The sequence below is a fragment of the Thioclava sp. ISO4 genome, assembly GCF_058105145.1.
Genome location: NZ_CM176571.1, coordinates 2653322 through 2678528 on the forward strand (window position 1 = coordinate 2653322; position 25207 = coordinate 2678528).

Annotated in this window: 25 protein-coding genes; 7 read left to right on the top strand and 18 right to left on the bottom strand. The window is 64.4% G+C overall.

All coding sequences use genetic code 11. The features are described from left to right. Nucleotides 1-9: 9 nt before the first annotated feature. The 8 genes from bamA to pyrH all read right to left on the bottom strand — a co-directional run bounded on the left by bamA (nucleotide 10) and on the right by pyrH (nucleotide 8362). A complete protein-coding gene (gene bamA / locus AC2TZ7_RS13045; RefSeq protein ID WP_489864562.1) occupies nucleotides 10-2262 on the bottom strand; it encodes an outer membrane protein assembly factor BamA in 2253 nt (750 codons plus the stop codon). A gap of 289 nt (nucleotides 2263-2551) precedes the next feature. Then, on the bottom strand, nucleotides 2552-2725 hold the full coding sequence (locus AC2TZ7_RS13050; RefSeq protein WP_166741394.1) for a hypothetical protein: 174 nt from the start codon (nucleotides 2723-2725) through the stop codon (nucleotides 2552-2554). A gap of 122 nt (nucleotides 2726-2847) precedes the next feature. Next, nucleotides 2848-4188 carry an RIP metalloprotease RseP gene (gene rseP / locus AC2TZ7_RS13055; RefSeq protein ID WP_489864563.1) on the bottom strand — a complete coding sequence of 447 codons (1341 nt, stop codon included), beginning with the start codon at nucleotides 4186-4188 and terminating at the stop codon, nucleotides 2848-2850. 3 nt (nucleotides 4189-4191) lie between these two features. Beyond that, nucleotides 4192-5370 carry a 1-deoxy-D-xylulose-5-phosphate reductoisomerase gene (gene dxr / locus AC2TZ7_RS13060; RefSeq protein ID WP_489864564.1) on the bottom strand — a complete coding sequence of 393 codons (1179 nt, stop codon included), beginning with the start codon at nucleotides 5368-5370 and terminating at the stop codon, nucleotides 4192-4194. A gap of 3 nt (nucleotides 5371-5373) precedes the next feature. Continuing rightward, on the bottom strand, nucleotides 5374-6171 hold the full coding sequence (locus tag AC2TZ7_RS13065; protein WP_274962170.1) for a phosphatidate cytidylyltransferase: 798 nt from the start codon (nucleotides 6169-6171) through the stop codon (nucleotides 5374-5376). Beyond that, a complete protein-coding gene (gene uppS / locus AC2TZ7_RS13070; protein ID WP_489866814.1) occupies nucleotides 6168-6842 on the bottom strand; it encodes a polyprenyl diphosphate synthase in 675 nt (224 codons plus the stop codon). Before uppS ends, AC2TZ7_RS13065 begins: the two co-directional genes overlap by 4 nt. A gap of 135 nt (nucleotides 6843-6977) precedes the next feature. Continuing rightward, nucleotides 6978-7541 (bottom strand): ribosome recycling factor, encoded by a 564-nt coding sequence (gene frr / locus AC2TZ7_RS13075; RefSeq protein ID WP_098411035.1) that lies wholly within the window; start codon nucleotides 7539-7541, stop codon nucleotides 6978-6980. An 89-nt stretch (nucleotides 7542-7630) separates the two neighbouring features. Then, a complete protein-coding gene (gene pyrH, locus AC2TZ7_RS13080) occupies nucleotides 7631-8362 on the bottom strand; it encodes a UMP kinase (RefSeq protein WP_078520757.1) in 732 nt (243 codons plus the stop codon). Between the two features lie 118 nt (nucleotides 8363-8480). Here pyrH and miaA point away from each other — a divergent pair, with 118 nt between their 5' ends. Together miaA and AC2TZ7_RS13090 are read left to right on the top strand one after the other, a co-directional pair. Continuing rightward, nucleotides 8481-9365 (top strand): tRNA (adenosine(37)-N6)-dimethylallyltransferase MiaA, encoded by an 885-nt coding sequence (miaA, locus tag AC2TZ7_RS13085; RefSeq protein WP_489864565.1) that lies wholly within the window; start codon nucleotides 8481-8483, stop codon nucleotides 9363-9365. 108 nt (nucleotides 9366-9473) lie between these two features. Next, complete coding sequence (locus AC2TZ7_RS13090) at nucleotides 9474-10367, top strand: AraC family transcriptional regulator (protein WP_489864566.1); 894 nt, start codon at nucleotides 9474-9476, stop codon at nucleotides 10365-10367. Nucleotides 10368-10472: 105 nt separating this feature from the next. On the opposite strand, the gene adh is transcribed toward AC2TZ7_RS13090, so the two are convergent. Continuing rightward, nucleotides 10473-11999, bottom strand: a complete 1527-nt coding sequence (adh, locus tag AC2TZ7_RS13095) for an aldehyde dehydrogenase (protein ID WP_489864567.1) — start codon at nucleotides 11997-11999, stop codon at nucleotides 10473-10475. Nucleotides 12000-12475: 476 nt separating this feature from the next. Between adh and dctP the strand changes: the two genes are divergently transcribed. The 3 genes from dctP to AC2TZ7_RS13110 all read left to right on the top strand — a co-directional run bounded on the left by dctP (nucleotide 12476) and on the right by AC2TZ7_RS13110 (nucleotide 16347). After that, nucleotides 12476-13573: a TRAP transporter substrate-binding protein DctP gene (gene dctP / locus AC2TZ7_RS13100; protein WP_098411040.1), complete on the top strand. Its 1098-nt coding sequence runs from the start codon at nucleotides 12476-12478 to the stop codon at nucleotides 13571-13573. Nucleotides 13574-13665: 92 nt separating this feature from the next. Beyond that, the gene (locus AC2TZ7_RS13105) at nucleotides 13666-14988 is read left to right on the top strand and encodes a TRAP transporter small permease subunit (protein ID WP_489864568.1); all 1323 of its coding nucleotides are present in this window, start codon (nucleotides 13666-13668) and stop codon (nucleotides 14986-14988) included. Nucleotides 14989-14991: 3 nt separating this feature from the next. Beyond that, nucleotides 14992-16347: a TRAP transporter large permease gene (locus AC2TZ7_RS13110; RefSeq protein ID WP_489864569.1), complete on the top strand. Its 1356-nt coding sequence runs from the start codon at nucleotides 14992-14994 to the stop codon at nucleotides 16345-16347. A 137-nt stretch (nucleotides 16348-16484) separates the two neighbouring features. Here AC2TZ7_RS13110 and AC2TZ7_RS13115 read toward each other — a convergent pair whose 3' ends face one another. The 5 genes from AC2TZ7_RS13115 to AC2TZ7_RS13135 all read right to left on the bottom strand — a co-directional run bounded on the left by AC2TZ7_RS13115 (nucleotide 16485) and on the right by AC2TZ7_RS13135 (nucleotide 21103). Next, on the bottom strand, nucleotides 16485-16727 hold the full coding sequence (locus AC2TZ7_RS13115; protein ID WP_489864570.1) for a hypothetical protein: 243 nt from the start codon (nucleotides 16725-16727) through the stop codon (nucleotides 16485-16487). A gap of 209 nt (nucleotides 16728-16936) precedes the next feature. After that, nucleotides 16937-17908: a GAF domain-containing protein gene (locus AC2TZ7_RS13120; RefSeq protein ID WP_078520769.1), complete on the bottom strand. Its 972-nt coding sequence runs from the start codon at nucleotides 17906-17908 to the stop codon at nucleotides 16937-16939. A gap of 125 nt (nucleotides 17909-18033) precedes the next feature. After that, on the bottom strand, nucleotides 18034-18768 hold the full coding sequence (locus tag AC2TZ7_RS13125; RefSeq protein WP_098412509.1) for an RlmE family RNA methyltransferase: 735 nt from the start codon (nucleotides 18766-18768) through the stop codon (nucleotides 18034-18036). Beyond that, complete coding sequence (locus tag AC2TZ7_RS13130; protein WP_098411044.1) at nucleotides 18768-19913, bottom strand: Ppx/GppA phosphatase family protein; 1146 nt, start codon at nucleotides 19911-19913, stop codon at nucleotides 18768-18770. The genes AC2TZ7_RS13125 and AC2TZ7_RS13130 overlap by 1 nt, the downstream gene beginning before the upstream one ends. A gap of 131 nt (nucleotides 19914-20044) precedes the next feature. Continuing rightward, nucleotides 20045-21103, bottom strand: coding sequence for a sensor histidine kinase (locus AC2TZ7_RS13135; RefSeq protein WP_489864571.1), 1059 nt, complete (start codon nucleotides 21101-21103; stop codon nucleotides 20045-20047). A 297-nt stretch (nucleotides 21104-21400) separates the two neighbouring features. On the opposite strand from AC2TZ7_RS13135, the gene AC2TZ7_RS13140 reads away from it, so the two are divergent. Next, nucleotides 21401-21754, top strand: a complete 354-nt coding sequence (locus tag AC2TZ7_RS13140; RefSeq protein WP_489864572.1) for a hypothetical protein — start codon at nucleotides 21401-21403, stop codon at nucleotides 21752-21754. Here AC2TZ7_RS13140 and AC2TZ7_RS13145 read toward each other — a convergent pair. From AC2TZ7_RS13145 to AC2TZ7_RS13155, 3 genes are read right to left on the bottom strand one after another with little or no spacing between them, the layout of a single operon-like run. Next, a complete protein-coding gene (locus AC2TZ7_RS13145; RefSeq protein ID WP_489864573.1) occupies nucleotides 21751-22272 on the bottom strand; it encodes a gamma carbonic anhydrase family protein in 522 nt (173 codons plus the stop codon). The genes AC2TZ7_RS13140 and AC2TZ7_RS13145 overlap by 4 nt on opposite strands. Then, entirely contained in the window at nucleotides 22269-22913 is a 645-nt protein-coding gene (gene gmk / locus AC2TZ7_RS13150) for a guanylate kinase (protein ID WP_078540803.1), read from the bottom strand. Before gmk ends, AC2TZ7_RS13145 begins: the two co-directional genes overlap by 4 nt. A 5-nt stretch (nucleotides 22914-22918) precedes the next feature. Continuing rightward, nucleotides 22919-23857: a YicC/YloC family endoribonuclease gene (locus AC2TZ7_RS13155; protein WP_489864574.1), complete on the bottom strand. Its 939-nt coding sequence runs from the start codon at nucleotides 23855-23857 to the stop codon at nucleotides 22919-22921. Between the two features lie 174 nt (nucleotides 23858-24031). Between AC2TZ7_RS13155 and AC2TZ7_RS13160 the strand changes: the two genes are divergently transcribed. Continuing rightward, nucleotides 24032-24808 (top strand): PAS domain-containing protein, encoded by a 777-nt coding sequence (locus tag AC2TZ7_RS13160; protein WP_489864575.1) that lies wholly within the window; start codon nucleotides 24032-24034, stop codon nucleotides 24806-24808. 53 nt (nucleotides 24809-24861) lie between these two features. Here AC2TZ7_RS13160 and AC2TZ7_RS13165 read toward each other — a convergent pair whose 3' ends face one another. Further along, nucleotides 24862-25125 (bottom strand): hypothetical protein, encoded by a 264-nt coding sequence (locus AC2TZ7_RS13165; RefSeq protein ID WP_489864576.1) that lies wholly within the window; start codon nucleotides 25123-25125, stop codon nucleotides 24862-24864. Nucleotides 25126-25207 lie beyond the last annotated feature (82 nt).

Sequence of the window (25207 nt, forward strand, 5' to 3'; positions counted from 1 at the left end):
CGCGCGCCCTTAGAACTGCGTGGAAAGCGACAGATCGAAGTTCTGGGTCTTGTCGTAGCTTTCTTTCTTGATCGCCCGCGAGAAGTTCAGACGCAGCGGACCGATCGCGGATTTCCAGAAGATCGAGACGCCGACCGCCGAGCGGATATGCATCGAGTCGTCGACCTCGTTGCCGCCGGTGCCGGTCGTGTCGTCCAGACCCCAGACCGAGCCCACATCCCAGAACACACCGCCGGTGATGCCGTATTCCTCGGGCAGACCGATCGGGAATTCCGCTTCGACCTTACCGACCCAGTAGTAGTTACCGCCGAGCGCGTCGGTGTTGCCCGCATTGAGATCACGCGGACCGATGCCGTAGCTCTCGAAGCCGCGGATCTGGCTGCCCGAGAAGCGTTGCAGGATCGTCGAGCCACCCGTGGCATCGACCGCGCCGCCTTCGAGCGAGGCGCGCAGCGTGGCTTCCTCGTTGAAAATCTTGCGTTCCCCGACGATTTTCGCGGTGGTCTGGCCGCCTTTCACGTCGCCGCCGACGCCCCAAAACTGCTGATCGACGTTGAAACGCCAGGTGAAGCGCGGATCGATCTGCTCGCGCGACGTGTCGTAGGTATATCGGATGCCCGGGCCGCTGTAGCGCTGCGTGCCCATGTCGGTCTCTTCACGCTGCAGGATCTCCGAGGAGGCGGTCGGCACGTTGTTCAGCGTGTCTTCGCCGATCTTGTAGCTCACCTCCAGCCGGCCCCGCTCGGAGACCGGGAATTCCAGCGCGGGTTCGATGCTGATGCGGCGCGTGTCGTAAGCGGTGTTCGAAGCCGAGCTCGACGTCGTGTAGGCCGCCGAGAACTTCAGCGCCACGTCGCGCCCGAGGAACGCCGGTTCGATGAACCGGAAGCTGGAGCTGTTATTGTCCTTGGTCGTGCCGAGCGACACGCCGAGATACTGCCCGCGGCCGAGGAAGTTCTTCTCTTCCAGCGAGGCGTTGAAGCCGATCCCGTCCGAATTCGAATAGGAGGCGCCGAAACCGAGCGAGCCTGTGGGCTGCTCTTCGACGTTCACATCCACCACGACCTGATCGGAGCTGCTGCCCGGCTTCGTGTTCACGTCGACCGACTTGAAGTAGCCGGTGCCGCGGATGCGGTCGGCGGCGTTCGAGATTTCACGCGGGTTGTAGGGGTCGCCTTCAACCGTCCGGAACTCGCGCCGGACCACCCGGTCGAGCGTCGCGGTGTTGCCCTCGATGTCGATGCGCTGCACGAAGACGCGCGGACCACGGACCAGCACGAAATCGACATTGACCGACTGGGTGCGCGGGTCTTCGGTGATGCGCGGATCGACGCGGGCGAATTGAATGCCCTTCTTGATCGCGAGCTGCTCCATCCGGGTCACGGCGAGCTCGATCGCCTTCGGCGAGAAGGTCTGACCCTGCCGGATTCGGGTGAGCGGCGCGAAATCGTCAGGCGCGACCCCGTCGATCTCGGAATTCGTGCTGATCGAGTTGAAGTGGTACTTCTGCCCTTCGATGATGTTGAAGGTCATGAAGAACGCGTCGCGCTGACGCGACATCTGCGAGGACACGCCGGTGACCTGCACGTTCTTGTAGCCGCGCGCCTGATAGAAATCGATCAGCTTCTGACGGTCGACCGGGATGCGGCCGGCGTTGAACGTGTCGTTCTTCACGAAGGTGCGGAAAATCCCCGCCTGTTTCGTCTCGAGCACCTGACGCAGACGACGGTCCGAATAGGAGCGGTTGCCGGTGAAGGTCAGGCGTTCGATCGAGGTGACCTTGCCTTCCTTGATCTCGAAGGCGACGTCGACGCGGTTATTGTCGCGGCGGATGACCTTCGGCACGACGCGGGCGGCCATGCGGCCATCCTCGGAATAGGCGCGCGCCAGACGCTGGGCGTCGGCTTCGATCTGAGCGGGATTGTAGACGCGGTTCGGCTTCGCCTGAATGATCGTGGCGAGCTGCTCGTCCTTGATGATCTTGTTGCCTTCGAAATTGATCACGCTGATCGTCGGGTACTCGGTCACGGCGATCTTGAGCGTGTTGCCCTGCGGCGTGATAGCAACCTTTTCGAACAGGCCGGAATTCGTCAGGCGCTGGTAAGCGGCGTTCAGATCGGCGTCGCTCACGGGCTGATTGCGCGCGATTCTGGCGAAGGACAGAATCGTGGCCGCGTCGACGCGCTCGTTGCCGGTGATCTGGACCTGCGAGAAACTGTATTGCTGCGCCTGAGCGATCACGGGAACCGCAAGGCAACTCATTGCAACTGCTGGAAATACTACGCTGGCCCGCAGTGCCTTTCGCGTTGCATGGAGTCTCAGCATAGTTTGCACGCTCATAGACATCGCCCTCTCCCGCCGGAAGTTCACTTTTTCCCTTTGATTAGGGTGGTAGCGAAGGGCGTACGCGATGTCAAAGCTGCGATGGCCGCTCAGACCCGAGATTTTGTGGAGCGCGCTCATCTTGCCACGAAAGAAAGGGCCGCGAAGGCGGCCCCGGGATCGATGATGTACGGTTTTTACGGGCGTTTCGCGCCCGTTTCGGTCCGGCTCAGATGCGCTGGAAGCTGGAAGCGTCGCCGCCGAGGATGTCGATCAATTGAATGCCGATCAGCGCCGCGCCGAACAGCGCGACCAGAACCGCCGCGATGAACAGCAGCCGGTCCCCGACGATCTCCACCAACGGGCGAAGTTCGCGATAGTGATGCGCGATGATCTCGGACATGAGTGGCCTCCTTCGCGCGAGTTGCGCTGAAGCCGTCCTACCCTGTCTTCATGACCGCATTGCGAGGCAATTATGGCGAAACCGCGGCAGCCACGCCCGTCACGTGCCCGTCACGCCCCCACTCAGCAGGTCAGATCGTTCCAGAGCCCGAAGACCATCAGCGTCAGCACCAGCGCCAGCCCGATCGACATGAAGACGTTCATCAGCTGATCGGAGGGCGGCTTGCCCGTGATCGCCTCGTAGAGGTGGAACATCAGATGCCCGCCATCGAGGACAGGGATCGGGAAGAGATTCAGGAAGCCCACCGCCGTCGACAGAACCGCGATGAACCAGATGAAATCGAGCACGCCCGATTTCGCCGCCGCCGCCGAGGTCTCGGCAATGCGCAGCGCGCCGGTCAGGTTACAGCTCGAAATCCGCTGCGCGATCATCGCCTGAATGCCCGAGACCGATTGCGTGATGATGCCCCAGGTCTGTCTTGCACCGCCCACCAGCGCATCCACCGGGCCCACCGATTGCGTCACCGGCTCGAACATGAACGAGCCCGTGGCCCCGATCAGGAAGCGCGTCTCGAACTGCCCGTCGCCCACCGGCAGATCGGTGCGGCGCGGCGCCAGCGTCACGGAGAACGTCTTGCCCGTATCGCCTTCGGGCCGCCAGATATCGAGCGAGACCGCTTTGCCCTCACCCGCCTTCACCGCGTCCTGCAGATCGACGAAACGATAGACCGGCTTGCCGTCGATCGCGGTGATCACGTCGCCCGCGCGCAGCCCGGCATCATAGGCGGCAGAGCCCGGCTGAACGCCGGCAAACCGCGCCGGGAAAAGCTGCGGCCCCGTCGCGTCGATTTTGCTGCCGTCGCGGGTCACGGTGTAATCGAGCGTCGGCCCTGCGGGCAGTTGATCGACCACATCGGAGAGCGCCTGATAATCCGGCGTAGGCTTGCCCGCCACCGCAACGATCACGTCGCCCTGTTGCAGATCGCCCGAGCCGCCGGGCAGCGCCACGACGGTCTGGATCGCGGGCGTCTCGGTCGCCTGCCCCGTCCAGAGGCTCAGCCCCGCGATCACGCAGATCGACAGGATGAAATTGAAGACCGGCCCGGCAGCCACGGTCGCGGCGCGTGCCCAAAGCGGCGCGCCATGCATCGTGTGGCGGCGTTCCTCGGGGCTCAGATGGGCCATTTCCTCGGAATCGACCCCGGCCGAGGCCGCGTTCGCATCGCCCAGAAACTTGACGTAGCCGCCAAGAGGCACTGCGGCGATCTGCCAGCGCGTGCCATGCTTGTCGACGCGGCTGATCAGCTTCGGCCCGAAGCCGAGCGAGAAGACCTCCGCCTTGATCCCGGAAATCCGCCCGATGATGTAATGGCCGTATTCATGCACCGCGACGATGATCGAGAGCGCGACGACGAAGGCCACAACGGTATAGAGAAGATTGCCGAATTGGGGCAGCAGGTCCAAAACTCAGATCCTTCCGTGTTCACAAATCGCCAGCGCGCGCGCCCGCGCTTCGGCGTCGCAGCTCAGAACCATATCGAGGTCTTTTGCGGCGATTCCAAGACCCTGGTCCCGCGACATCTCGCCCAGAACCTTCTCGACCAACGTGGCCATGTCGAGAAATCCGATCCGGCCCGCGATGAACAGATCGAGCGCGACTTCCTTGGCGGCGTTGAACACGGTGCCCGCCAGACCGCCCGTCTCCATCACCTCGCGCGCCAGACGCAGCGCGGGGAACCGCTCCAGATCCGGGGTGCGGAAATCGAGCTGTCCGATCTTCGCCAGATCGAGCTTCTCGACCGGCAGCGGTTTGCGCGCGGGCCAGTTGAGCGCATAGCCGATCGCGTGGCGCATATCGGGCACGCCCATATGCGCCATCAGCCCGCCATCGTGGAAACCGACCAGCGAATGGACGATGCTCTGCGGATGGACGAGGACTTCGATCTGCTCCGGCGCGAAACCGAAGAACTCTTTCGCCTCAATGACTTCCAGGGCCTTGTTAAACATCGACGCGGAGTCGATCGTGATCCGCTGGCCCATGTCCCAATTCGGATGCGCCGAGGCCTCGGCCACAGTGGCATGGGCGAGTTTCTCCATCGGCCAGTCGCGAAACGCGCCGCCCGAGGCGGTGATGATCACCCGCTCGACCGCGGCGATATCCTCGCCCACAAGCCCTTGGAAAATCGCCGAATGCTCGCTGTCGACCGGCAGGATCGTCGCGCCATGTGCGCGCGCCTCGGCCATCAGCAAGGGGCCCGCGGTCACCAGCGACTCCTTGTTGGCCAGTGCCAGCGTCGCGCCTTGCGAGAGCGCCGCAAAGCCGGGCGCAAGCCCCGCCGCGCCGACGATCCCCGACAGAACCCAATCCGCCGGACGATAGGCCGCCTCGATCAGCGCCTGCGGCCCGGCAGCGACTTCGATCCCGGTCCCGGCCAGCGCATCGCGCAGCGCAGGTAGACATTCGTCGAACGCGGTCACGGCCAGATCGGCCTTCAGCGCCACAGCCTGTTCGGCCAGCCGCGCGACATTGCGACCTGCGCTCAGCGCGACCACGTCGTAGGCTTCCGCCCCGCCCTGTGCCATCAGCAGATCAAAGCAGCTTTCGCCGATCGAGCCGGTCGCCCCGAAGACCGAAACATTCCGCATCGTTCAGCCTTCCGTGAGCGGCAGGGTCATCACCTGCGAGATCAGCATCAGGAACACGACCGCGCCGGTTAGCGCGTCGAAGCGGTCCAGCACACCGCCATGGCCCGGGATCAGCGAGGAGCTGTCCTTCACGCCGGTCGCGCGCTTGATCGCGCTTTCAGCGATGTCGCCCAGCTGGCCCGCGAAAGCCAGAAGCGGCGAAATCCAGATCATCGCGAGCCCGCCGCCCATCTGGGCGAAGAGAAAGCCCACGAGCGCCGCGCCGACCCAGCCGCCGACCGTGCCCGACCATGTCTTCTTCGGGCTGACCTTGGGCCAGAATTTCGGCCCGCCGACCGTGCGACCAACGAAATATCCCATGATATCAGAGACAACGACCACCGCGACGATCCATGTGATCGCGCCGAGCCCCGCCCCTTCGCGCAGTGCGACAAGCCCATAGCCCGTCAGCATGATCGCCAGCGCATAGCCCGCGCCAAGCCAGCGCCGCCCGGTGCAGATCACCGCCGCCATGATCGGCACGATCAGCAGATAAAGAAGGCCATAAGGCTCATGGATCGCCAAGACGAAAGTCAGCGCAGCCGCCGCGACCAGCCCCAGACCGACCGCCTTGCCGGGGCGTTCGGGGCGCAGCATCGCGGTAAGCTCCCAGATCATCAGACCCGTCACGAGCACCGAGAGCGCCGCGAAAACCGGACCGCCCCACCAGATCGCAGCGAGGCCGATCGCGACCATAGCAAGCCCGGAGGCGAGCCGCGGGACGAGATCGCCCCATTTGCCGGACCGCGGCGTCTCCGTCACGAGGCAACCCCGCCGAAGCGCCGCTCGCGCCCGGCAAACCGATCGAGAATGTCGGACAGCTCGTCCGGCGTGAAATCGGGCCAGAGCGTCGGTGTGAATTCATATTCCGAATAGGCCGCCTGCCACGGCAGGAAATTCGAGGTCCGCGTCTCGCCGGAGCTGCGGATCACCAGATCGGGGTCGGGCATGCCGGCGCTGTCGAGCCGCGACGAGATCATCGCGTCGTCGATATCCTCGGCCGCGAACTTGCCAGCGGCGACGTCGCGCGCGATCGACTGCGCTGCGCGTTTCAGCTCGTCGCGCCCGCCGTAATTGATCGCAACCGCGAGCGTCAGCTTGGAATTGCCCTTGGTGCGCGTCTCGATCGCGTCCATCGTCTCGCGCAGCAGCGGGTCGAGCGGCGTGCGATCGCCAATGAAGCGCAGCTCGACGCCCTGACGCGACAGCTCCGCCGCCTCGCGTTTGATCATCAGCCGGAACATCTTCATCAGGCCCAGAACTTCCTGCGTCGAGCGCTTCCAGTTCTCGGTCGAGAAGGCGTAGATCGTCATGTAGCGGATGCCGAGATCGGGCGCGGCCTGCACGACTTTCTTGATCTGCTCGGCCCCCTTGCGGTGACCGGCCAGACGCGGCCAGCCCCGCTGGGTGGCCCACCGCCCGTTGCCATCCATGATGATCGCGACATGCAGCGGCGCCGGGGCGCCCCCGTCATGCCCCTGCGGGGTCTGGGCGATATCGGGAATGCTAGGGGCCATCGGCAATGTGATCCTTTTCGCTCAAGACGCAGGGAGGCTGAGGCGATTGCCTCAGACCTGCATGATCTCGGCTTGCTTGTCTTCGAGCGCCTTGTCGACCTTGGCGATATGCGCGTCGGTCATGTCCTGAACTTCGCTCTCCCAGATCTTCACGTCGTCTTCGGACATGCCGTCGGCCTTGGCCTTCTTGATCTGGTCCATGCCGTCGCGGCGCACGTTGCGGATCGCGACGCGGGCGTGCTCGGCATATTGGGCGGCGACCTTGGTCAGCTCGCGGCGGCGTTCCTCGTTCAGCTCCGGGATCGGCAGCATGATGATCGTGCCATTGGTCTGCGGGTTGATGCCCAGACCGGATTCGCGGATCGCTTTCTCGACCTTGCCGACCATCGACTTGTCCCAGACGTTGATCGTGACCATCCGCGGCTCGGGCACGTTCACGGTGCCGACCTGGTTGATCGGGGTCATCTGGCCATAGGCTTCGACCTGAACCGGCTCCACCATCGAGGCCGAGGCGCGGCCCGTGCGCAGCGACGCGAATTCATGCTTGAGCGAGCTCATTGCGCCATCCATGCGGCGTGCAAGGTCATCGGTGTCGATCTCGAAATCGTCGGACATTGGGTATTTCCCCGTTCTTGTTGAGCCTCGGGCCGAGCTTTAGCGCAGCTCGCAGGCGAAAACTAGCATTTGTGACCGTCGCGCGGCGCTCAGCCCTGCACTTTCGTGTAGGTGCCCTCGCCTGCCAGAATGCCGCGGAAGCCACCCGGCTCGTCAAGCGAGAACACGATGATCGGCTTGTTATTGTCGCGTGCGAGCGCGATAGCCGAGGCATCCATCACGCCGAGGTTCTTTTGCAGAACTTCATCGTAGCTGACGGTGTCGTACCGCTTGGCGTCGTCGAATTTCTGCGGGTCCTTGTCATAGACCCCGTCGACCTTGGTGCCCTTGAAGATCGCCTCGCAGGACATCTCGTTGGCGCGCAGCGTGGCGGCGGTGTCGGTCGTGAAATAGGGGTTGCCGGTGCCGGCGGCGAAAATGCACACCCGCTTCTTCTCGAGGTGGCGCACCGCGCGGCGGCGGATATAGGGTTCGCAGACCTGATCCATCGGAATCGCCGAGATCACGCGGGTGAAGACGCCAAGGCCTTCCAGCGCGGATTGCATCGCCAGCGCGTTCATCACCGTCGCGAGCATCCCCATGTAGTCGGCCGTCGTGCGCTCCATCCCCTGAGCCGAGCCCGCAAGCCCGCGGAAGATGTTGCCGCCGCCGATCACCATGCAGATCTCGACGCCCAGATCGCGCACCGATTTCACTTCATGCGCTATACGCGAGACGGTCGGCGGATGCAGGCCGTAGCCTTGGTCGCCCATCAACGCCTCGCCCGAGATCTTCAGTAGCACGCGATTGTATTTGGCCGCGGGATGCGTCTCGGTGCTCATCTGATCCTCCGATGGGCTGTTGTCATTGGCGCGCAAAATGATCCAAATAGAGCCGGGGTTCAACCTCTTGCGAAAGCGTAGAGCCCCGAGCCCGCCAGAAAGCCTGCAAGAGCCACCAATGCCGCCTGCCCTGCCCGAAATATCGCCGCGAACGCCCGTGCTGATCGCGGGAGCGACGGCGAGCGGGAAATCGGCGCTGGCGCTGTCGATCGCCGAGGCCGAGGGCGGCGTGGTGATCAATGCCGACGCGTTGCAGGTCTGGTCGTGCTGGCGAGTGCTGAGCGCGCGCCCCTCGCCCGAGGAAGAGGCCCGCGCGCCGCATGCGCTCTACGGTCATCTCGATCCCGGCGCGAACTATTCGGTCGGCCATTGGCTGCGCGACGTCACCCCGTATCTGGAAGCGTTCCACGCAGGCGGGCCGCGCCCGATCATCGTGGGCGGCACCGGGCTCTATTTCACCGCTCTGACGCAAGGACTGGCGGAAATCCCTGAAACGCCACCGGAAATCCGTGCCGAGGCCGATCAGCGGCGGCTCTCGGAGGGCCATGCCGGGATGCTGGAAGAGCTGGACGACGCGACCCGCGCGAAGATCGACGCTCAGAACCCGATGCGGGTGCAGCGCGCGTGGGAGGTGCAGCGCGCCACCGGCGAGGGGCTTGCCACGTGGCAGGCCCGCACCCCGCCACCGCTCCTGCCGCTCGACACCGTGGCGCCGCTTCACCTCGATCCGGATCGCGACTGGCTGGCGGAGCGCATCGACCGCCGCTTCGATCTTATGCTCGAACAGGGCGCGCTCGACGAGGTCCGCGCGGTAGAGCCGATCTGGGATCCGAACGCGCTCTGGGCGAAGGCGATCGGGGCGCCGGAACTGATCGCGCATCTGCATGGCGAGCTCGATCTGAGCGAGGCGCGAGAGCGCGCACAAGCGGCAAGTCGCCAATATGCCAAGCGGCAACGCACTTGGTTTCGTGGCCGCATGAAGGCGTGGCACAAGATCGCGTAGACTGTGACCCTGCGGCAACTGCGCACCCGGACTTCTGTGGAAAACTCCTTGGTCCACGAGAGCGTTGCGGTCTATCCTCCCGCCGAAATCGCGTAGGATCAAAGCATCGTGAAGCTCTTCTCGACACCGCCCCTCTCCCAGATGTCGCAGGCCAAAACCGTGAAGCCCGGTACAAGCGGCACGCCCGGCCCGGCGCAGACCGCGACCGACTTGCCTGCTCCCCCGAGCGAGCCGCGGCTGGTGCAGATCGCGCATCTGGCAAAGGGTGGGCGCTGGCGGGTGGAGGCGATGCGCGCCCATTCCGAGCCCTGCCTGCTCTGGTTCTCGCGCGGGCAAGGCCGGATCACGCTGGGCGGCGTGACCCGCGGCTACGGCCCCAATAACGCGATCTTCATCCCGCCGGGCGTGATGCACGGTTTCGAGATTTCCAACCAGACCCACGGTCAGGCCCTGTTCTTCGGCCGCGACAGCGACATCGCCCTGCCGCCCGCCGCCCATCACCTGCGCATCCGCGAAGCGATCGCGCAGGGCGAAATCGGGTCGATCTTGGAGGCGATCCAGCGCGAGAGCGAGAGCACGCGCCCCGCCGCCGACCGTGCGCTGCGCAGCCATCTGGGCCTCTTGAGCGTCTGGCTTGAGCGGCAGATCGCGAGCAATGCAAACGAGGCGATCCGCCCGAGCGCCGCGCGCCGGCTGGTCACGCGCTACGCCGTTCTGGTCGAGCGCGAGTATCGCGCGGGAACGCCGGTCGCGGATATCGCGCGCGAACTGGGCGTCACGCCCACGCATCTGTCGCGCGCCTGCCGCGATGCCTGCGGGAAATCGGCGCTGGAACTGATGCAGGAGCGACGCCTCTACGAGGCGCGCCGCCTGCTGCGCGACACGCCCGTCCCGATCAAGGATATCGCACAGCTTCTGGGCTATCGCAGCCCGGGCTATTTCTCCCGCGCCTTCCAAGCGGGCACCGGCAGCACGCCTAACGCCTTCCGCCGCGCGAGCTGACCCGCGCCGCGATAGGCCGCCTGCCCGATCTTCCCCGACCCGGTGACACAAAAAAGGGCCGCGCCTTTGCAGACGCGGCCCGGGGGTTTGGGGAGGTAAACCCTATCAGAAGAACCCGAGCTTGTTCGGGTTGTAGCTGACCAGCATGTTCTTGGTCTGCTGGTAGTGATCGAGCATCATCTTGTGGGTCTCGCGCCCGATGCCCGACTGCTTATACCCGCCGAAGGCCGCATGGGCCGGATAGGCGTGGTAGTTGTTGACCCAGACACGCCCGGCCTCGATGCCGCGCCCGAAGCGATAGGCGCGCGAGCCGTCACGGGTCCAGACACCGGCGCCAAGGCCGTACATCGTGTCATTGGCGATCTCGAGCGCCTCGGCCTCGTCCTTGAAGGTCGTGACCGACACCACCGGCCCGAAGATTTCCTCCTGGAAGACCCGCATCTTGTTGTGGCCCTTCAGGATCGTCGGCTGGATGTAGAAGCCGTTCGCCAGATCGCCATTGAAGCGCGCGGCATCACCGCCGGTCAGCACCTCGGCCCCTTCTTCGCGACCGATGCTCAGATAGGACATGATCTTGTCATGCTGCTCCTGGCTGGCCTGCGCACCGACCATCGTCTCCATCGCGCGGGGATCGCCCTGCTTAATGGCTTCGACGCGGGCGATGCAGCGCTCCATGAACTTCTCGTAGATGTCTTCCTGAATGAGCGCGCGGCTCGGACAGGTGCAAACCTCGCCCTGGTTGAAGGCGAAGAGCACGAAGCCCTCGACCGCCTTGTCGAGGAAGGCGTCATCCTCGGCCATCACGTCCGAGAAGAAGATGTTCGGCGACTTGCCGCCCAGTTCCAGCGTGACCGGGATCAGGTTCTCGGTCGCGGCCTGCATGATCTTGCGACCCGTCGCGGTGGAGCCGGTAAACGCGATCTTGGCGATCCGCGAGGAGCTCGCGAGCGCCGCGCCGACTTCCGCGCCATAGCCGTTGACGATATTCAGCACGCCATCGGGCAGCAGGTCGGCGATGACTTCCATCACCACGAGGATCGCCGCCGGCGTCTGCTCGGCCGGTTTCAGCACGATGCAGTTACCCGCCGCCAGCGCCGGCGCCAGCTTCCACGCCGCCATCAGCACCGAGAAGTTCCACGGGATGATCTGGCCGACAACGCCCAGAGGCTCGTGGAAGTGATAGGCCACGGTATCGGCGTCGATTTCCGACATCGTGCCTTCCTGGCTGCGCAGAACCCCCGCGAAATAGCGGAAATGGTCGACGGCGAGCGGAATGTCGGCCGCCGTGGTCTCGCGGATCGGCTTGCCGTTGTCCCAGGTCTCGGCGGCGGCGATCAGGTCGAGATTTTCCTCGATCCGGTCGGCGATCTTGAGAAGCACGTTCGAGCGCTCGGCAGCCGAAGTCTTGCCCCACGCGTCTTTCGCGGCATGGGCTGCGTCGAGCGCGGCTTCGATATCCTCCGCCGACGAATGCGCGACTTCACAGACCTTGCCGCCGGTGATCGGCGTGATGTTGTCGAAATACTTGCCGTTTTTCGGGGGCACGAATTTGCCGCCGATGAAGTTGTCGTAACGGTCGCGGAACGGCGACACCGAAACGCCTTTGAACTCGGGCGTCATGTCGTTGGCCATTGGTCTTCCTCCCAGAATTGAACGCAGCCGACAGGGCTGCGCGCCATGGAGATCAGACTGCCCAACCGCGCGCCCTGCGCATAGCCGGTCTGCGCTGGTGGAATGTATCATCTGTCTCGCGCTTGAGACAGGTGCAGCCGCAGCATTGAAGATTTGCTGGGGTGGCGCCCTCGCCCGCGGCGGTCATTCCGACGGGCAGAGATGGCGAGATTTGAGAATGATCATGCCCGACGCCGCACCGTAATCACGAACACACGCAATTTCGTGAATACTTGCGAAAAGACAAATCCCGTGCAAACCTCGCATGTACAGGGAGAGGAAAGAGAGTTTCCGCTTTTGAGGAGAAGCCGGAAGCAGGTTAATCACGCCGCCTCACGGGTGCGCGATATTCTTGGAGGAGAGCCATCGCGTGTTTTCGACCTCTCTCTCACTTCGGCCCCGCATCTGTCGGGGTCGCAACCAAACGGGGAGGAACCATGAAAAATCTGACCACTCGCAGACATGCGTTGCGTACGCTCGCAGCGGCGGGCGCTGCCAGCCTTGCCGCGCCGCATATCGCCTCGGCCCAAGCCAATGGCACGACCTGGAAAATCCAGACGTCGTGGCCGGGCGGCGTCGGCCTTCAGACCTTCAAGGACTGGTGCGCCACGATTCAGGAAAAGACCGGCGGCGAGCTCGCCTTCCAGCCTTTCGGCGCGAATGACGTCGTGGGGGATTTCCAGCTTTACGACGCGGTGAAGAACGGCGTGCTCGACGCGGTCAACCCGTTCACCATCTACGTGCAGGGCATCATCCCGGCGGGTGTGTTCCTGACGTCCTATCCGCTCGGTCTGCGCAACCCGCATGAATTCGACGTGTTCTATTACGGCCTCGGCGGGCTGGAGATGGCGCGCGAGCTTTATGCGGCGCAGGGCATGTATTTCGTGGGCCCCGTCCATCACGGCCCGAACATCATCCACTCCAAGGTGCCGATCCGCTCGATCGACGACTTCCGGGGCCGCAAGATGCGCCTTCCGGGCGGCATGGTCGCCGATGTCTTTGGCGAGATCGGCGCGGAGACCACCGTGCTTCCGGGCTCGGAAATCTTCCCGGCGCTGGAAAAAGGCACGATCGACGTGGCCGACTATGTGGGCCCGGCGGTGAACTACGCGCTCGGCTTCAGCCAGGTGACCAGCTACATCTCGATGGGCCCGCCCGGCATGATGTCGCTCTACCAGCCGGTGGACATCATGGACATCACCGTCGGCATGGATGCCTGGAACAAGCTCAGCCCGCAGATGCAGCAATTCGTCGAGATGGAGACCCACGTCTATTCCGACATGCATCACGCGGCGATCCAGAAGGCCGACCAGGAGGCCTGGGCCAAGTTCGAAGCCGACGGCACCGAGGTCACGCGCCTGAGCCAGGACGATGTGGAGCTAATGACCGAAGTCGCCGTTCCGATCTGGTTCAAATACGCCAATCGCGACAAGGACAGCGCGCGGATCTTCAAGACGCAGCTCGATTACATGATGTCCGGCTCGCTGGGCTATGTGACGCCCGATCTGGTCGACGGTCTGGAACTGAAGCTCTGATTTGATCGCAAAGACAGTCTGACGGGCCCGCCCTTTGGCGCGGGCCCGGTTCAACTGATGGCCGGGCGCGTCCCGGCAACAGGGGGTGGGCAATGCCCAGTATCGACTTCACTCTACCGCATTGGGCCTATTGGGCGGGGCTGATCCTCTTCCCGATCATTGCGGCCACGCTGGCCAACCGGCCACGCAAGACGGAGCGGCGTTATTCGCTCTCCTTGGGCTATTTCATTCTCGTGACCGGGGGGATGCTGGGACTGCATCGCTTCTATGTGAAAAGCCTGCTGGGCTTTCTCTTCATCCCGGTCTTCATCGCCATTCTCTATGCGAATGCGCAAGGTCACGACGCGCGCGGCACAGTCTCGGACATGTCGAACGTGGTGCGCATGGCCGAGCGCTCGCTGGAGCGCGAACAGGAACGCGTCGACACTGCAAAGGCTGATCTGCCCAAGCTGCGCGAGGAACTCGCCGCCGCCGAAGAGGGCAGCTTTGCCGAGAAGCGCGCGCAGCGAAATGTCGATCGCGCCGAGAAGCGGATCACCGATGGCGAGGCCGTGATCGAACAGGCGCAGGCCGATCTCGTCGAGGCGCGCCCGAAGAGGGAGGCGGCTGCAGCCGTGCTCGCGAAATGGCGCAGCATCTCGAAATATGCCTTCTGGGTGCTGCTCGCAGGGATCGTCATCGATGCGCTCCTGCTTCCGATGCTGGTGCGGCGGGCGAATGCCACGCTGCCCGAGCATGAGGAGGAAAGCGAGATCGAGCGGCGCCTCGAAGCGCTCGAAGACGAGGAGATGAAAGACGACTCCCGTCACATCTCGCAAGGCTGGACGGGCTGGATCGACCGGCTGTCGCTCAAGGCGGGCGAATTCGTCAGCTATTGGGCGATCATCGCGGTCTTCGTCTATTATTTCGAGGTCATCAGCCGCTACGTCTTCAACAGCCCGACCAACTGGGCGCATGAGGCGATGTATCTGATGTTCGGGATGCAATACCTGATCTCGGGCGCCTATGCGATGTTGACCGAAAGCCATGTGCGCGTCGACATCTTCTACGCGCCGCTGTCGAAACCGCGCAAAGCGTGGGTCGACCTGCTGACCTCGGTCTTCTTCTTCATCTTCGCGGGCACGTTGCTCGTAACGTCGTGGATCTTCGCGATGGACGCGATCGCCGTGCCCACGGGCAACGGGCTCATCTCGCAATGGGCGCGCGGCGAAATTCCGACCGGCGAGATGCTGGCGAACTGGAACTTCGCACAGTGGACCGATGCGAATGTCCGCTGGGGCGAGATCAGCTTCAACGAATGGGAGGTGCCTCTGTGGCCGATGAAATGGGTCATGGTGATCGGCGCTCTGCTGCTTGTTCTGCAGGGCATTTCGAAATTCGCACAAGATCTGCGGATCGTAATGGGCAGGGGCTGATAAATGGGACTTGAGATTGGAATCGAGTGGCTGACACTCATCATGTTCGGCTCGCTGGTCGTCCTGCTGATGGCAGGGCTTCCACTGGCCTTCGTCACGGGCGGTCTGGCCTGTGTCTTCCTGTTCGTGCTGGGCGACGAACGTGCGCTCAACATCGTGCCGAGCCGCATCTTCCCGCTGATGACGAATTATCAGCTTTCGGCGATCCCCCTGTTCATCTTCATGGCGTCAATGCTGGAGAGGGCGGGGATCATCAACGAGATGTTCGACGTCATCTACAAGGTGCTGGGCGGGGTGCGCGGCGGTCTGGCTGCGGCCACGATCATCGCCTCGACCGTGCTCGCCGCAATGGTGGGCGTGATCGGGGCAGCCGTGGTCACGATGGGGATCATCGCGCTGCCGGCGATGCTCGATCGCGGATATAACGCGAAGATCGCGATGGGCTCGATCATGGCGGGCGGCACGCTCGGCATCCTGATCCCGCCGTCGATCCTCGCGATCATCTACGCGGTCGTGGCCGAGCAATCGGTGGGCGAGCTGTTCATCGGCGCGGTCATTCCCGGCCTTCTCCTGTCGGGCATGTATGTGGCCTATGTGCTGATCCGCTGCGCGATCAACCCCGAGATGGGCCCGCCCATCCCGATGGAAGAGCGCATCTCGGGACGCGAGAAAATCCGCCTGATGAGCAACATGTCCGCGCCGATCTCGCTGATCGTGATCGTGCTGGGCGTGATCTTCACCGGCGTCGCGACCCCGGTGGAAGCCGCAGGCATCGGTACGTTCGGCGCGATCATCGTGGCGGCGATTCACCGCAAGCTCGACTGGCAGACGATCCGCGAGGCCGCGGTCACGACGCTCAAGGCCTCGGCGATGGTCATCTGGATCATGTTCGGGGCGACGATCTTCGTCGGGCTCTACGTGCTCGAGGGCGGCCAGCAATTCGTGCAGAACGCGCTGCAGGCGACCGGGCTCGGGCCTTGGGGCATCCTGATCATCATGCAGCTCGTGCTGATCATTCTCGGGATGTTCCTCGACTGGGTCGGCATCCTGTTGCTCTGCGTGCCGATCTTCGTGCCGATCGTGAAGGCGCTCGGGGCCGAGGCCTTCGGGCTGAGCGATCCCGACGATCTCGTGCTGTGGTTCGGGGTGCTCTACCTCGTGAACATGCAGATGAGCTTCCTGTCGCCGCCTTTCGGCTATGCGCTGTTCTATCTGCGCGGGGTGGCGCCGCCGGAAATTCCGATGGGCGATATCTTCCGCTCGGCGCTGCCGTTCCTGGCGCTTCAGATCGTCGGCCTGCTGCTGTGCATGTTCTTCCCGGAGATCATCATCTGGCTGCCGAAACTGGTCTACGGTTGATCGCTCGACCTCAGTTGAGAACAAACGAAAAGCCCCGCGCCGTGTCGCGGGGCTTTTTCTATCTGCGTGACCTGCCGCGGAATTTTCGCATCACCAGCGATCAGAGCTCGATCGGCGAGGCTCAGGGGCGGCAACGTTCAGGATTTGCTCTCATCGGTTGCCCCGCCCACCTCGGGATCGTTGTAGTCGTTGGGATCGAAATCTTCAGGGTCGAACCCCTCTTCGGCGTCATCAATCCCGGTCACATAGGAGGTTCCCGTCTCCTCATCGAAGATCAGGCCGTAATTCGCCCGGCCCTGCGATTTGTAACGCAGGAACTCGTGGACGCCCGCGTAGATCGCGATGAACAGGAACGGCAACAGGATGAGGGCAGCAAGCATTTGCGCAGTGATGGCGGACCTCCTTCGGGCTTATCGGCAAAGGCGGACGATCTGTGGCTCCACGTCTCGTCACCTCGACGGCACGGTGACATCAATATCCGGGTTCGAGCCCTTCGACAAACAGTGTGACATGACCCTCTTGGATGAGGTGGTCTCGCGAAGGTCGACGTCAAGCGCGACAAAGGCCCCTGCCCGATTCACGTCTTATCTCAGACGCCGAGATTGAGCGCCTTGGCCTTGCGATAGAACGTCGCCCGCCCGATGCCGAGATCGCGCGCCGCCGCCGAGACATTGCCGCCGTTGCGGGCCAGCGCGCGGGCCATTTCGGAGCGTTGCGCCTCTTCCAGCCCGTTGCGGATGCCGTGTTCCAGCAGGTCCGACGCCGGAAGCTGGCCGATCTGCCCCGCCTCGATCCCGAGATGCCGCCGCGCGGCGCGGGTCGCGCCGACGACCAGATCGTCGCGGTCGAGCGCCAGGAGCATCACGCCCTGCGCCCCGGTCTCGCCCGAGCCGGTCGAGAGGATGCGCGCGCCGTCATAGGAGGCGCGGAACAGGTCCGCCTCGATCCGATGCGCCGCGTCCTGCACGGTCAGCGCCACGAGGCGCGCATAGCCCTCGGTCATGTCCGAGCGCGCGGAGCTGACGTCGATCACCCCCGCCAGATCGCCCTGCGCGCCGAAGATGGGCGAGCCCATGCAGGTCAGCACGGTGTTGCGGGTGCGGAAATGCTGATCGCGCCAGACGGTGACGGGGCGCGCCTCGGCCACGCAGGTGCCGATGCCGTTGGTGCCCTCGACCCCTTCGGACCAGTCCGAGCCGGGCGCTAGGTTCGAGGAATGGAAATCATCGACATCCGCGTCGCGCAGACGTTCATCGAGCACCAGCCCGCCCGCATCCGACAGAAGCACCGTGCAGCCCGCATCGCCTGCCGCGCGCGACAGCCGGTCGAGCACCGGCGAGGCGATCCGCATCATCAGACCCGCCCGCTCGCGCCGCTCGCGCATCTCGGCCTGGGTCAGGCGCTCGTTGCGCCCGCCGGTTTCGGGGTCGATACGGTGATGGATCATCGAGCGGCGCCAGCTGGCCGCGAACCCCGCCCGCGTGGCGGATTTCGGCGAAGAGACGACCTCGCGCACGATATCGGCATGTTGGCGCGGAACGCCTGTATGCAGTGACGGCATGCGAAAGCCTCCCTCTCTTGCGCAGCCTATGAAAGCTCAAGCAGGTTAGGCCGATTCGGACCTTACACAACGTAAATTCCCGCTGAGCGGGCCGACACCTGTCTCGGGGGTGAGACAGTCGCGGCTCAGTCCTCCTCGTGCCGCCGCCCGCGAAATCCCTGTGCGACCACGAATTTCTCCGAGCTGTCCGAGCGCGAGGCCGGCGGCTTCACATTCGCGACCTTGGTGAAGTTTTTCTTCAGGATCGTCATCAGCCCCTGCTCTGCGCCACCTGCGAGGACCTTGGCGACGAAAGTGCCGCCCTCTTCGAGCACGTCGAAGGCGAACTCCGCCGCCGCTTCGCACAGCGTGATGATGCGCAGGTGGTCGGTGTTCTGGTGCCCCGAGGAGGAGGCCGCCATATCCGACATCACCACATCCGCAGACCCGCCGAGCCATTCCTTGACCTTGTCGTCGGCGCCTTCTTCGAGGAAATCGAGCACGTGGATTTCGGCGCCCGCGATCGGATCGACCTCCTGCAGATCGACGCCGAGCACGGTGCCGACCTTCTTGCCCGATTTCTCGCCAAGAGCGTTCACGCGCTTGACCGCCACCTGACACCAGCCGCCGGGCGCGCAGCCCAGATCGACCACCCGCGCGCCGGGCACGAGGAAGCGATACTTGTCGTCCAGCTCGAGGATTTTGTAGGCCGCACGGCCGCGATAGCCCTCTTTCTTCGCGCGCTGCACGTAAGGGTCGTTCAGCTGCCGCTCCAGCCAGAGGGTCGAGGAGAGCTTGCGCCCCCTCGCCGTCTTCACACGCACGCGCAGGTCGCGCTGCCCACGTCCGGAAGTGTTCTTGCCGCTGGGTGTCTTCGCCATCATTTCATCTCTTCTAACACGCCGTCTCCGGCCATTTGCGCATAGAGGAGCCCCTCGCGCAGGCCACGGTCGGCAATGGACATCTGGTCGGTGGGCCAGACCCGCATCAGGGCCTGGAGAATTGCTGCGCCGGACATGATCAACGTGTGCCGGTCGCGCCCGATCCGCGGATCCGAGCGCCGCCCGGCAGGTCCGAGCTGCAGGAAGGAGCGGATCACCGCGTCGATCTCTCCCGAGGTCATCGTCAGCCCGTCCACCCGGTTGCGGTCGTAGCGCTTCAGGTTGAGGTGGCAGGCCGCGACCGTGGTCACCGTGCCCGAGGTGCCGATGATCTGGAAGCCATCCTGCGGGCTGCCCGCCGCATAGGGCGTGAAATCGGCGAGCTTTTCCTCGAAGAACCAGCTCATCAGGGCAAACCGCGCGGCATCGTCCTCGACATCGGCGAATTGATCCTTGAGCGTCGCGACCCCGAGCGGCACCGAAATCCAGTCCACCACCCGCGCTGCCGGATCGGGGCCGTCGGGCTGGTTGAACCCTTTCGAGAGCCGCATGATCGCGCGGGCGCGGTCGCCGGGCGGCACGTCCTCGAGGTCGATCCAGACCAGCTCTGTCGAGCCGCCGCCGATATCGACCACCAGCACCTGCTCGGAATTGGGCGACACCAGCGAGGCGCAGGAGATCACGGCCAGCCGCGCCTCTTCCTCGGGCGGGATGATCTCCAGCGGCAGGCCGGTCTCGCGGCGCACATAGCGGATGAAATCGCGCGCGTTCTTGGCGCGGCGGCAGGCCTCGGTCGCCACCAGCCGCATCCGGGTGACCCCGTGCGTTTCGATCTTGCGGCGGCAGATTTGCAAAGCCTGAACGGTGCGCGACATCGAGCTGCGCGACAAACGGCCATAGGTTTCAAGACCTTGGCCCAGCTGGACGGCTTTTGAGAAGCTATCCACCACCTGAAACTGAGAACCCCTTGGACGGGCAATCAGCATCCGGCAACTGTTGGTGCCAAGGTCGAGAGCGGCATATAGCCCCTCGCCGGACTTGGCGGATTTGGTCGCGGGGGACTCGACCTGAGCCGGTTTCACCGCCCGCGCGGGCGATGCAGCTGTCGGGAGCGCGCCCGCCGACCGGGGACGCTTGGGCGCCATGATTACGCCCTCCGATTTGAAGTTGCTCTAAAGCTATCGGTTTGCGCCTCCCGGTTCAAGGGAGCGCGACGCGGAAGTGATAGAAGCTCCGCGCTTTTCGCGGGCCGCAACCGGGTCGCGCCAGCGCGCCCTCAGACCGCAGGCAGGATCACCGTGAAGCAGCTGCCCTCGCCCTTCTTGCTGTCGACGCGGAACCGGCCACGGTGGCGCGCCACGATATGCTTGACGATGGCGAGCCCCAGCCCGGTGCCGCCCTTCTCGCGCGAGCGGTGGGTGTCGACACGGTAGAAGCGCTCGGTGATGCGAGGCAGATGCTGTTCGTCGATCCCCTCGCCGCGGTCGATCACATCGACGCGATAGGCTTTGCCGCGCAGCACCGGCTCATGCGCGATCGCCGAGACGCGCAGACGCACCTCGCCGCCCTGCCCGCCATATTTGATCGCGTTCTCCACGAGGTTCGAGAAGACCTGCGTGAGCTGATCGGGGTCGCCCTGCACCGGCAAGGCCCCGGTCTCGCCCTCGGAGATCAGCTTCACCTGTGCCGCCTCGGCGACGGGTTCGAGCGTCTGCGTGACCCCCTTGAGCACCAGCGCCAGATCGACCCTGCCGGTGGGCCGCATCCGCTCCTCGCCCTCGACGCGGCTCAGCGACAGAAGATCGCCCACCAGACGGTTCATCCGCGCGGCTTCGCGCTCCATGATCGACAGGAACCGATCCCGCGCCGCCGCATCGTCGCGCGCGCTCGAGCGCAGCGTCTCGATGAAGCCCATCAGCGCGGTCAGCGGCGTGCGCAGCTCGTGGCTGACATTGGCCACGAAATCGCGCCGCATCGCTTCGGCGGTCTCCAGCGCCGTGATGTCCTCGAAACTCGCCAGAACCGAATTCGTGGAAAGCGGGCCTTCGGGTGCGGGCGGCAGCGGCGAGAAATGCACCAGCGTGATCGTCTCGGCCTGACCCGTGGGATGCAGCCGCAGGCGCACCGGATCGGGCCGCGCGCCGCGAAGTGCCGCGCTCACCGCCGCACCGAAACCGGGCTGGCGCAGCACCGTCACATAGGGACGCCCCAGAAACTGCGTGCCGAAAAGCCGGTTGGCGGCGAGGTTGCCCTGCGCGATCCGCTCGTCGCGCCCGATCAGCAAAACCGCGCTCGGCAGCGCATCGAGAACCTGTCCGATCGCCCCTTGGCTCATTGCCATGCCTCCCAACCTGCCATCGCTGTCGCGGCAAGGTTTGAGCGAAGCGGCGCGAGCTGTAAAGCCTTGCCATGCCCAAAAAGTCCAAGCGCACAGTGGTTTTGCAACTCACGCTTCGCAGTTCGCAATCAATAGCTTGTGGAGAGGAGGGAAAAAAGTTAAACCTTGGCGTGTATTTCAAGGGTCCTTTCCGGGCCCAGTAACTTACACCGCGGGGGCGATGAGGTTTGCACTATTACTATGTCAAGGACCCCCCGTTCCCGTCTCGCTTTACAAGCCGTTCTCTTTCAATGCGTGAAGGCGTCTGAGACCAGCAACCTGCTGCTGGTCGACCCCGCGCGTGAGTTGCCGTCTTCGCTCAAAGAGATCTCCGGCCAGGCGATCCAGGTGCTGCAATACGACCAGATCACAGCTCAAAAGATGGTGAAGCTACGCCCCGAACTGGTGCTGGCCCCTCTTCTGTCGGAGAGGTTCGACATTCTCGATCTCGCAAACCGGCTCGACGCGTTCGGCTTCACCGGCAAGCTGCGGGCCTATTCCCGCCCGCTGCCGAATATCGCCGCGATCCGGCAGGAGGTGCGCGCCGCGCATCCCGAGATCGACTTCGACATATTCACCCTGCCGATAGATCAGTTTCGCGACAATTAGCCGATCGCTTTGAGCCCCTTCGAGAAGCGCGCGGCATTCTCGCGGTAATGCGCGGCCGAGCCCAGAAGCGCCTGCAGCGCCTTCTCGTCGAGCTGGCGCACCACCTTGCCCGGCGCGCCCATCACGAGGCTGCCATCGGGGATTTCCTTGCCTTCGGTGATCAGCGCGCCCGCGCCGATCAGGCAGCCCTTGCCGATCTTCGCGCCGTTGAGCACCGTCGCCCCCATGCCAATCAGCGAGCCGTCCCCGATCGTGCAGCCATGCAGCATCGCCTTGTGCCCGACCGTGCAATTCGCGCCGATCACCAGCGGAAAGCCCATATCGGTGTGGCAGACGACGTTCTCCTGCAGGTTCGAGCCCGCACCCACGCGGATTTCCTCGTTATCGCCGCGCAGAGTGGCGCCGAACCAGACCGAGGCCTCGGCCTCCAGCACTACCTTGCCGATCAGATTGGCGTCCGGCGCGACCCATGCGTCTTCGGCGATTTCGGGCGCGATCCCGTCCAGTTCGTAAATCATCTCGTCTCGAACTCCCTGTTCAGTTTTCGCACGAATTCATTCAGTCCGGTCTGACGGTCGCGGCGGCTGCGCTCGGCGGTCAGGATCGTGCGCAACTGCTCTTCGGCGCGGTCGAGATCGTCATTGACCAGAACATAGTCATATTCCGACCAATGGCTGATTTCGGCGAGCGATTTTTCCATCCGGCCGTTGATCACGGCATCGCTGTCCTGCGCGCGGCTGCGCAACCGCTCTTCCAGCGCCGCGATCGAGGGCGGCAGGATGAAGATCGAGACCACGTCCTTGCCCAGCGAGGAGTTGCGGATCTGCTGCCCGCCCTGCCAATCGACGTCGAACAGCGTATCGCGCCCCTCGCCCATCGCGGCCTCCACCGGGCCTTTCGGCGTGCCGTAGAAATTGCCGAAAACCTCGGCATGTTCCAGCATGTCGCCCTGATCGACCATCTTCTCGAACTCGGCGCGGGACTTGAAGAAATACTCGACCCCGTCGCTCTCGCCCGGGCGCGGATCGCGCGTCGTGGCCGAGACCGAGAAGCGCAGCGTCGGATCCCAGGTCATCAGCCGCTTGGCCAGCGTGGATTTGCCTGCGCCGGAGGGCGAAGAAAGGATGATGAGAAGGCCGCGGCGGCTGGTATCGGGCATCGGAATTACTCTACGTTCTGGATCTGCTCGCGCAGCTGGTCGATCGCGTATTTCAACGCCAGACCGATCCGCGTCAACTCCGCATCGCCCGATTTCGAGCACAGCGTATTGGCCTCGCGGACGAATTCCTGCGCGAGAAACTCGAACTTGCGGCCCACGGGCCCGGTCTCGGCGAGAAGCGCACGAGCCGCCTCGACATGGACGCGGAGCCGCTCAATCTCTTCGGTGACATCAGCCTTGATCGCGATCAGGGCAAGTTCCTGCGCGACCCGGTCGGGATCGGCCTCGGTGGCCTCCATCACCCGCGCAAGGGCGGCCTTCAATGTCTCTGCGGCTTTCGGGGCGCGCGCCGCGGCGGCATCAGCGGCCTCGTCGGTCAGCGTGGCGATCTCGTCGATGCGCGCGGCCAGCAAGGCGCCGGTCCGGGCGCCTTCTTCGCGGCGCATCAAGACGAAGCTCTCGAGGACAGGCTCGAAACTCTCCAGCAGCGCGGCCAGCAGCGCCGCGGGATCCTCGATCGTGCCGCCCGAGTGATCGACCACTCCGCGCATCGCCATCAGATCGCTCGGCTTGAGCGGCGCCAGCGCCACGCCCTTGCGCTCGGCGGCGCGCTCGACCTTGTCTACGGCGGCAAGGGCGGCATTGAGCACGTCGGGCTCGATCCGCATCGCGGCGCTGCCTGCGGCCTGCGTGAGCTTGAGGTTCAGCGTGACATTGCCCCGCGCGACCCGGTCGCCGACCGCCTTGCGCAGCGCGGGCTCCAGCCCCTCGATATCGGGCAGCCGCAGCCGCAGGTCGAACCCTTTTCCGTTGACCGAGCGCAGATCCCAGCTCCAGTCATGCCCCGCGCCGCTCCCCTGTCCGGCGGCAAATCCGGTCATCGAAACAGTCGCGGCGGCGGCGGGCGCCCCCTCCGGGCGCGGCTCTGGAGCGGGTTTAACCATTTAAGAGTTTCTTTCCCCATATGACGAAAAAATGGCCTAACTTGGCCCCGGTAAGAGTTCAGTAACGATTTCGCCCTGACGGTCAACCGCAACGCGGCATGTGCCGCCGGATCGCCGGGCGCGAGACAGCCACCCCGCGCCCGTGCCGCGCGGGACGAAGCAAGGGTGATTGAAATGGATCGCGAGACCGACAGCAACGCCGCATCCCCCGCCTCGGCCAAAGGTCGCCGGATCGGCAACGAGCTGCGCGCATATTGGGAGGCGCTGCTGGCCGGGCGCCCGATGCCCACGCGCGCCGATATCGATCCGCGCGGCATCGACCGCGCGCTGGAATTCGCCTTCATCCTCGAACGGGTCGCGCCGGGCATGGGGCGGTTTCGTCTCGCAGGGCAGCACATTTGCGACCTGATGGGGATGGAGGTGCGCGGAATGCCCCTGACCTCGCTTTTCGCACCCGACGGCCGCAAGCAGATCGCCGATCTGACCGAGGCCGTTTTCGCGCGCCCCGCCATCGCCGAGGCGCAGCTGGTCTCGGAGGCCGGGATCGGCAAGCCGGGGCTGGCGGGCCATCTGGTGATGCTGCCGCTGACGGATGATTTCGGGGCGGTGACGCGGGTGCTGGGATGTTTCGTGGCAGAGCCTCTGCGCAATACCGGCGAGGCGGAAGACATTCACGATGCAGGCCGCGCCCCGCGCCGTTTCACCGTCACGGGCGCCCGGATCAAGCCGCTGGAAATGCCGCCGCTGAACGAGCCCCAGCCCAAACCTGCCGGACGCGATTTCCGCGCCGCGCCCCAATTCGAGCAGCCCGCACCGATGCCCGCCAGCTCTGGCTTTGCGGAGGGTCAGACGCCGTACACGCCACGCCAGAAAACCCGCGCCGAGCATCTGGCGGAGATGACGCCGGACGAGCGCCGCGCGATGTTCAGGGTGGTGCGTCAGGAGGGGTAAGACGATCCGCGCAGGCTCTCAACATCGGCCTGCAACGCCATGTCTTGCTTGGATTATTCGCTGTAGGCGTCGACCTTGGACTTGGCGTTCTCGCCAAGTTCCGACGCCTCGTCATGCGACGCATCGCTTTCGCGGCGGCGCATCGCCTCTTTCTGGGCCATCATCGCCACGACCCCGAGATAGAGAATTTGCGACAGCAGGAGAGCGGCCAGAGCAAGCCCGAGAATCCACCAGACGCCAAGCCCGGCGAGATAAGCGAGAGCGCTTTGGAACGTCAGGTAGATGACAAGACCGACCAGGTAATTCGAAAAACGCATCCCGCCGACGAACTCTCGAAAGTTGAATAGGTATTTCAGAATATACGAATACCGTGAATGTGACAACAATGGCCTAGCGCGC

Coding starts and splice junctions, on each gene's coding strand:
- adh (WP_489864567.1), bottom strand. CDS start 11,999: ATGGCCAACGACATGACGCCCGAGTTCAAAGGCGTTTCGGTGTCGCCG.
- bamA (WP_489864562.1), bottom strand. CDS start 2,262: ATGAGTTGCCTTGCGGTTCCCGTGATCGCTCAGGCGCAGCAATACAGT.
- AC2TZ7_RS13105 (WP_489864568.1), top strand. CDS start 13,666: ATGCCCAGTATCGACTTCACTCTACCGCATTGGGCCTATTGGGCGGGG.
- AC2TZ7_RS13125 (WP_098412509.1), bottom strand. CDS start 18,768: ATGGCGAAGACACCCAGCGGCAAGAACACTTCCGGACGTGGGCAGCGC.
- frr (WP_098411035.1), bottom strand. CDS start 7,541: ATGTCCGACGATTTCGAGATCGACACCGATGACCTTGCACGCCGCATG.
- uppS (WP_489866814.1), bottom strand. CDS start 6,842: ATGGATGGCAACGGGCGGTGGGCCACCCAGCGGGGCTGGCCGCGTCTG.
- AC2TZ7_RS13155 (WP_489864574.1), bottom strand. CDS start 23,857: ATGGTTAAACCCGCTCCAGAGCCGCGCCCGGAGGGGGCGCCCGCCGCC.
- miaA (WP_489864565.1), top strand. CDS start 8,481: ATGCCGCCTGCCCTGCCCGAAATATCGCCGCGAACGCCCGTGCTGATC.
- AC2TZ7_RS13135 (WP_489864571.1), bottom strand. CDS start 21,103: ATGAGCCAAGGGGCGATCGGACAGGTTCTCGATGCGCTGCCGAGCGCG.
- AC2TZ7_RS13115 (WP_489864570.1), bottom strand. CDS start 16,727: ATGCTTGCTGCCCTCATCCTGTTGCCGTTCCTGTTCATCGCGATCTAC.
- gmk (WP_078540803.1), bottom strand. CDS start 22,913: ATGCCCGATACCAGCCGCCGCGGCCTTCTCATCATCCTTTCTTCGCCC.
- AC2TZ7_RS13160 (WP_489864575.1), top strand. CDS start 24,032: ATGGATCGCGAGACCGACAGCAACGCCGCATCCCCCGCCTCGGCCAAA.
- AC2TZ7_RS13130 (WP_098411044.1), bottom strand. CDS start 19,913: ATGGCGCCCAAGCGTCCCCGGTCGGCGGGCGCGCTCCCGACAGCTGCA.
- pyrH (WP_078520757.1), bottom strand. CDS start 8,362: ATGAGCACCGAGACGCATCCCGCGGCCAAATACAATCGCGTGCTACTG.
- dxr (WP_489864564.1), bottom strand. CDS start 5,370: ATGCGGAATGTTTCGGTCTTCGGGGCGACCGGCTCGATCGGCGAAAGC.
- AC2TZ7_RS13050 (WP_166741394.1), bottom strand. CDS start 2,725: ATGTCCGAGATCATCGCGCATCACTATCGCGAACTTCGCCCGTTGGTG.
- AC2TZ7_RS13165 (WP_489864576.1), bottom strand. CDS start 25,125: ATGCGTTTTTCGAATTACCTGGTCGGTCTTGTCATCTACCTGACGTTC.
- AC2TZ7_RS13120 (WP_078520769.1), bottom strand. CDS start 17,908: ATGCCGTCACTGCATACAGGCGTTCCGCGCCAACATGCCGATATCGTG.
- AC2TZ7_RS13110 (WP_489864569.1), top strand. CDS start 14,992: ATGGGACTTGAGATTGGAATCGAGTGGCTGACACTCATCATGTTCGGC.
- AC2TZ7_RS13145 (WP_489864573.1), bottom strand. CDS start 22,272: ATGATTTACGAACTGGACGGGATCGCGCCCGAAATCGCCGAAGACGCA.
- dctP (WP_098411040.1), top strand. CDS start 12,476: ATGAAAAATCTGACCACTCGCAGACATGCGTTGCGTACGCTCGCAGCG.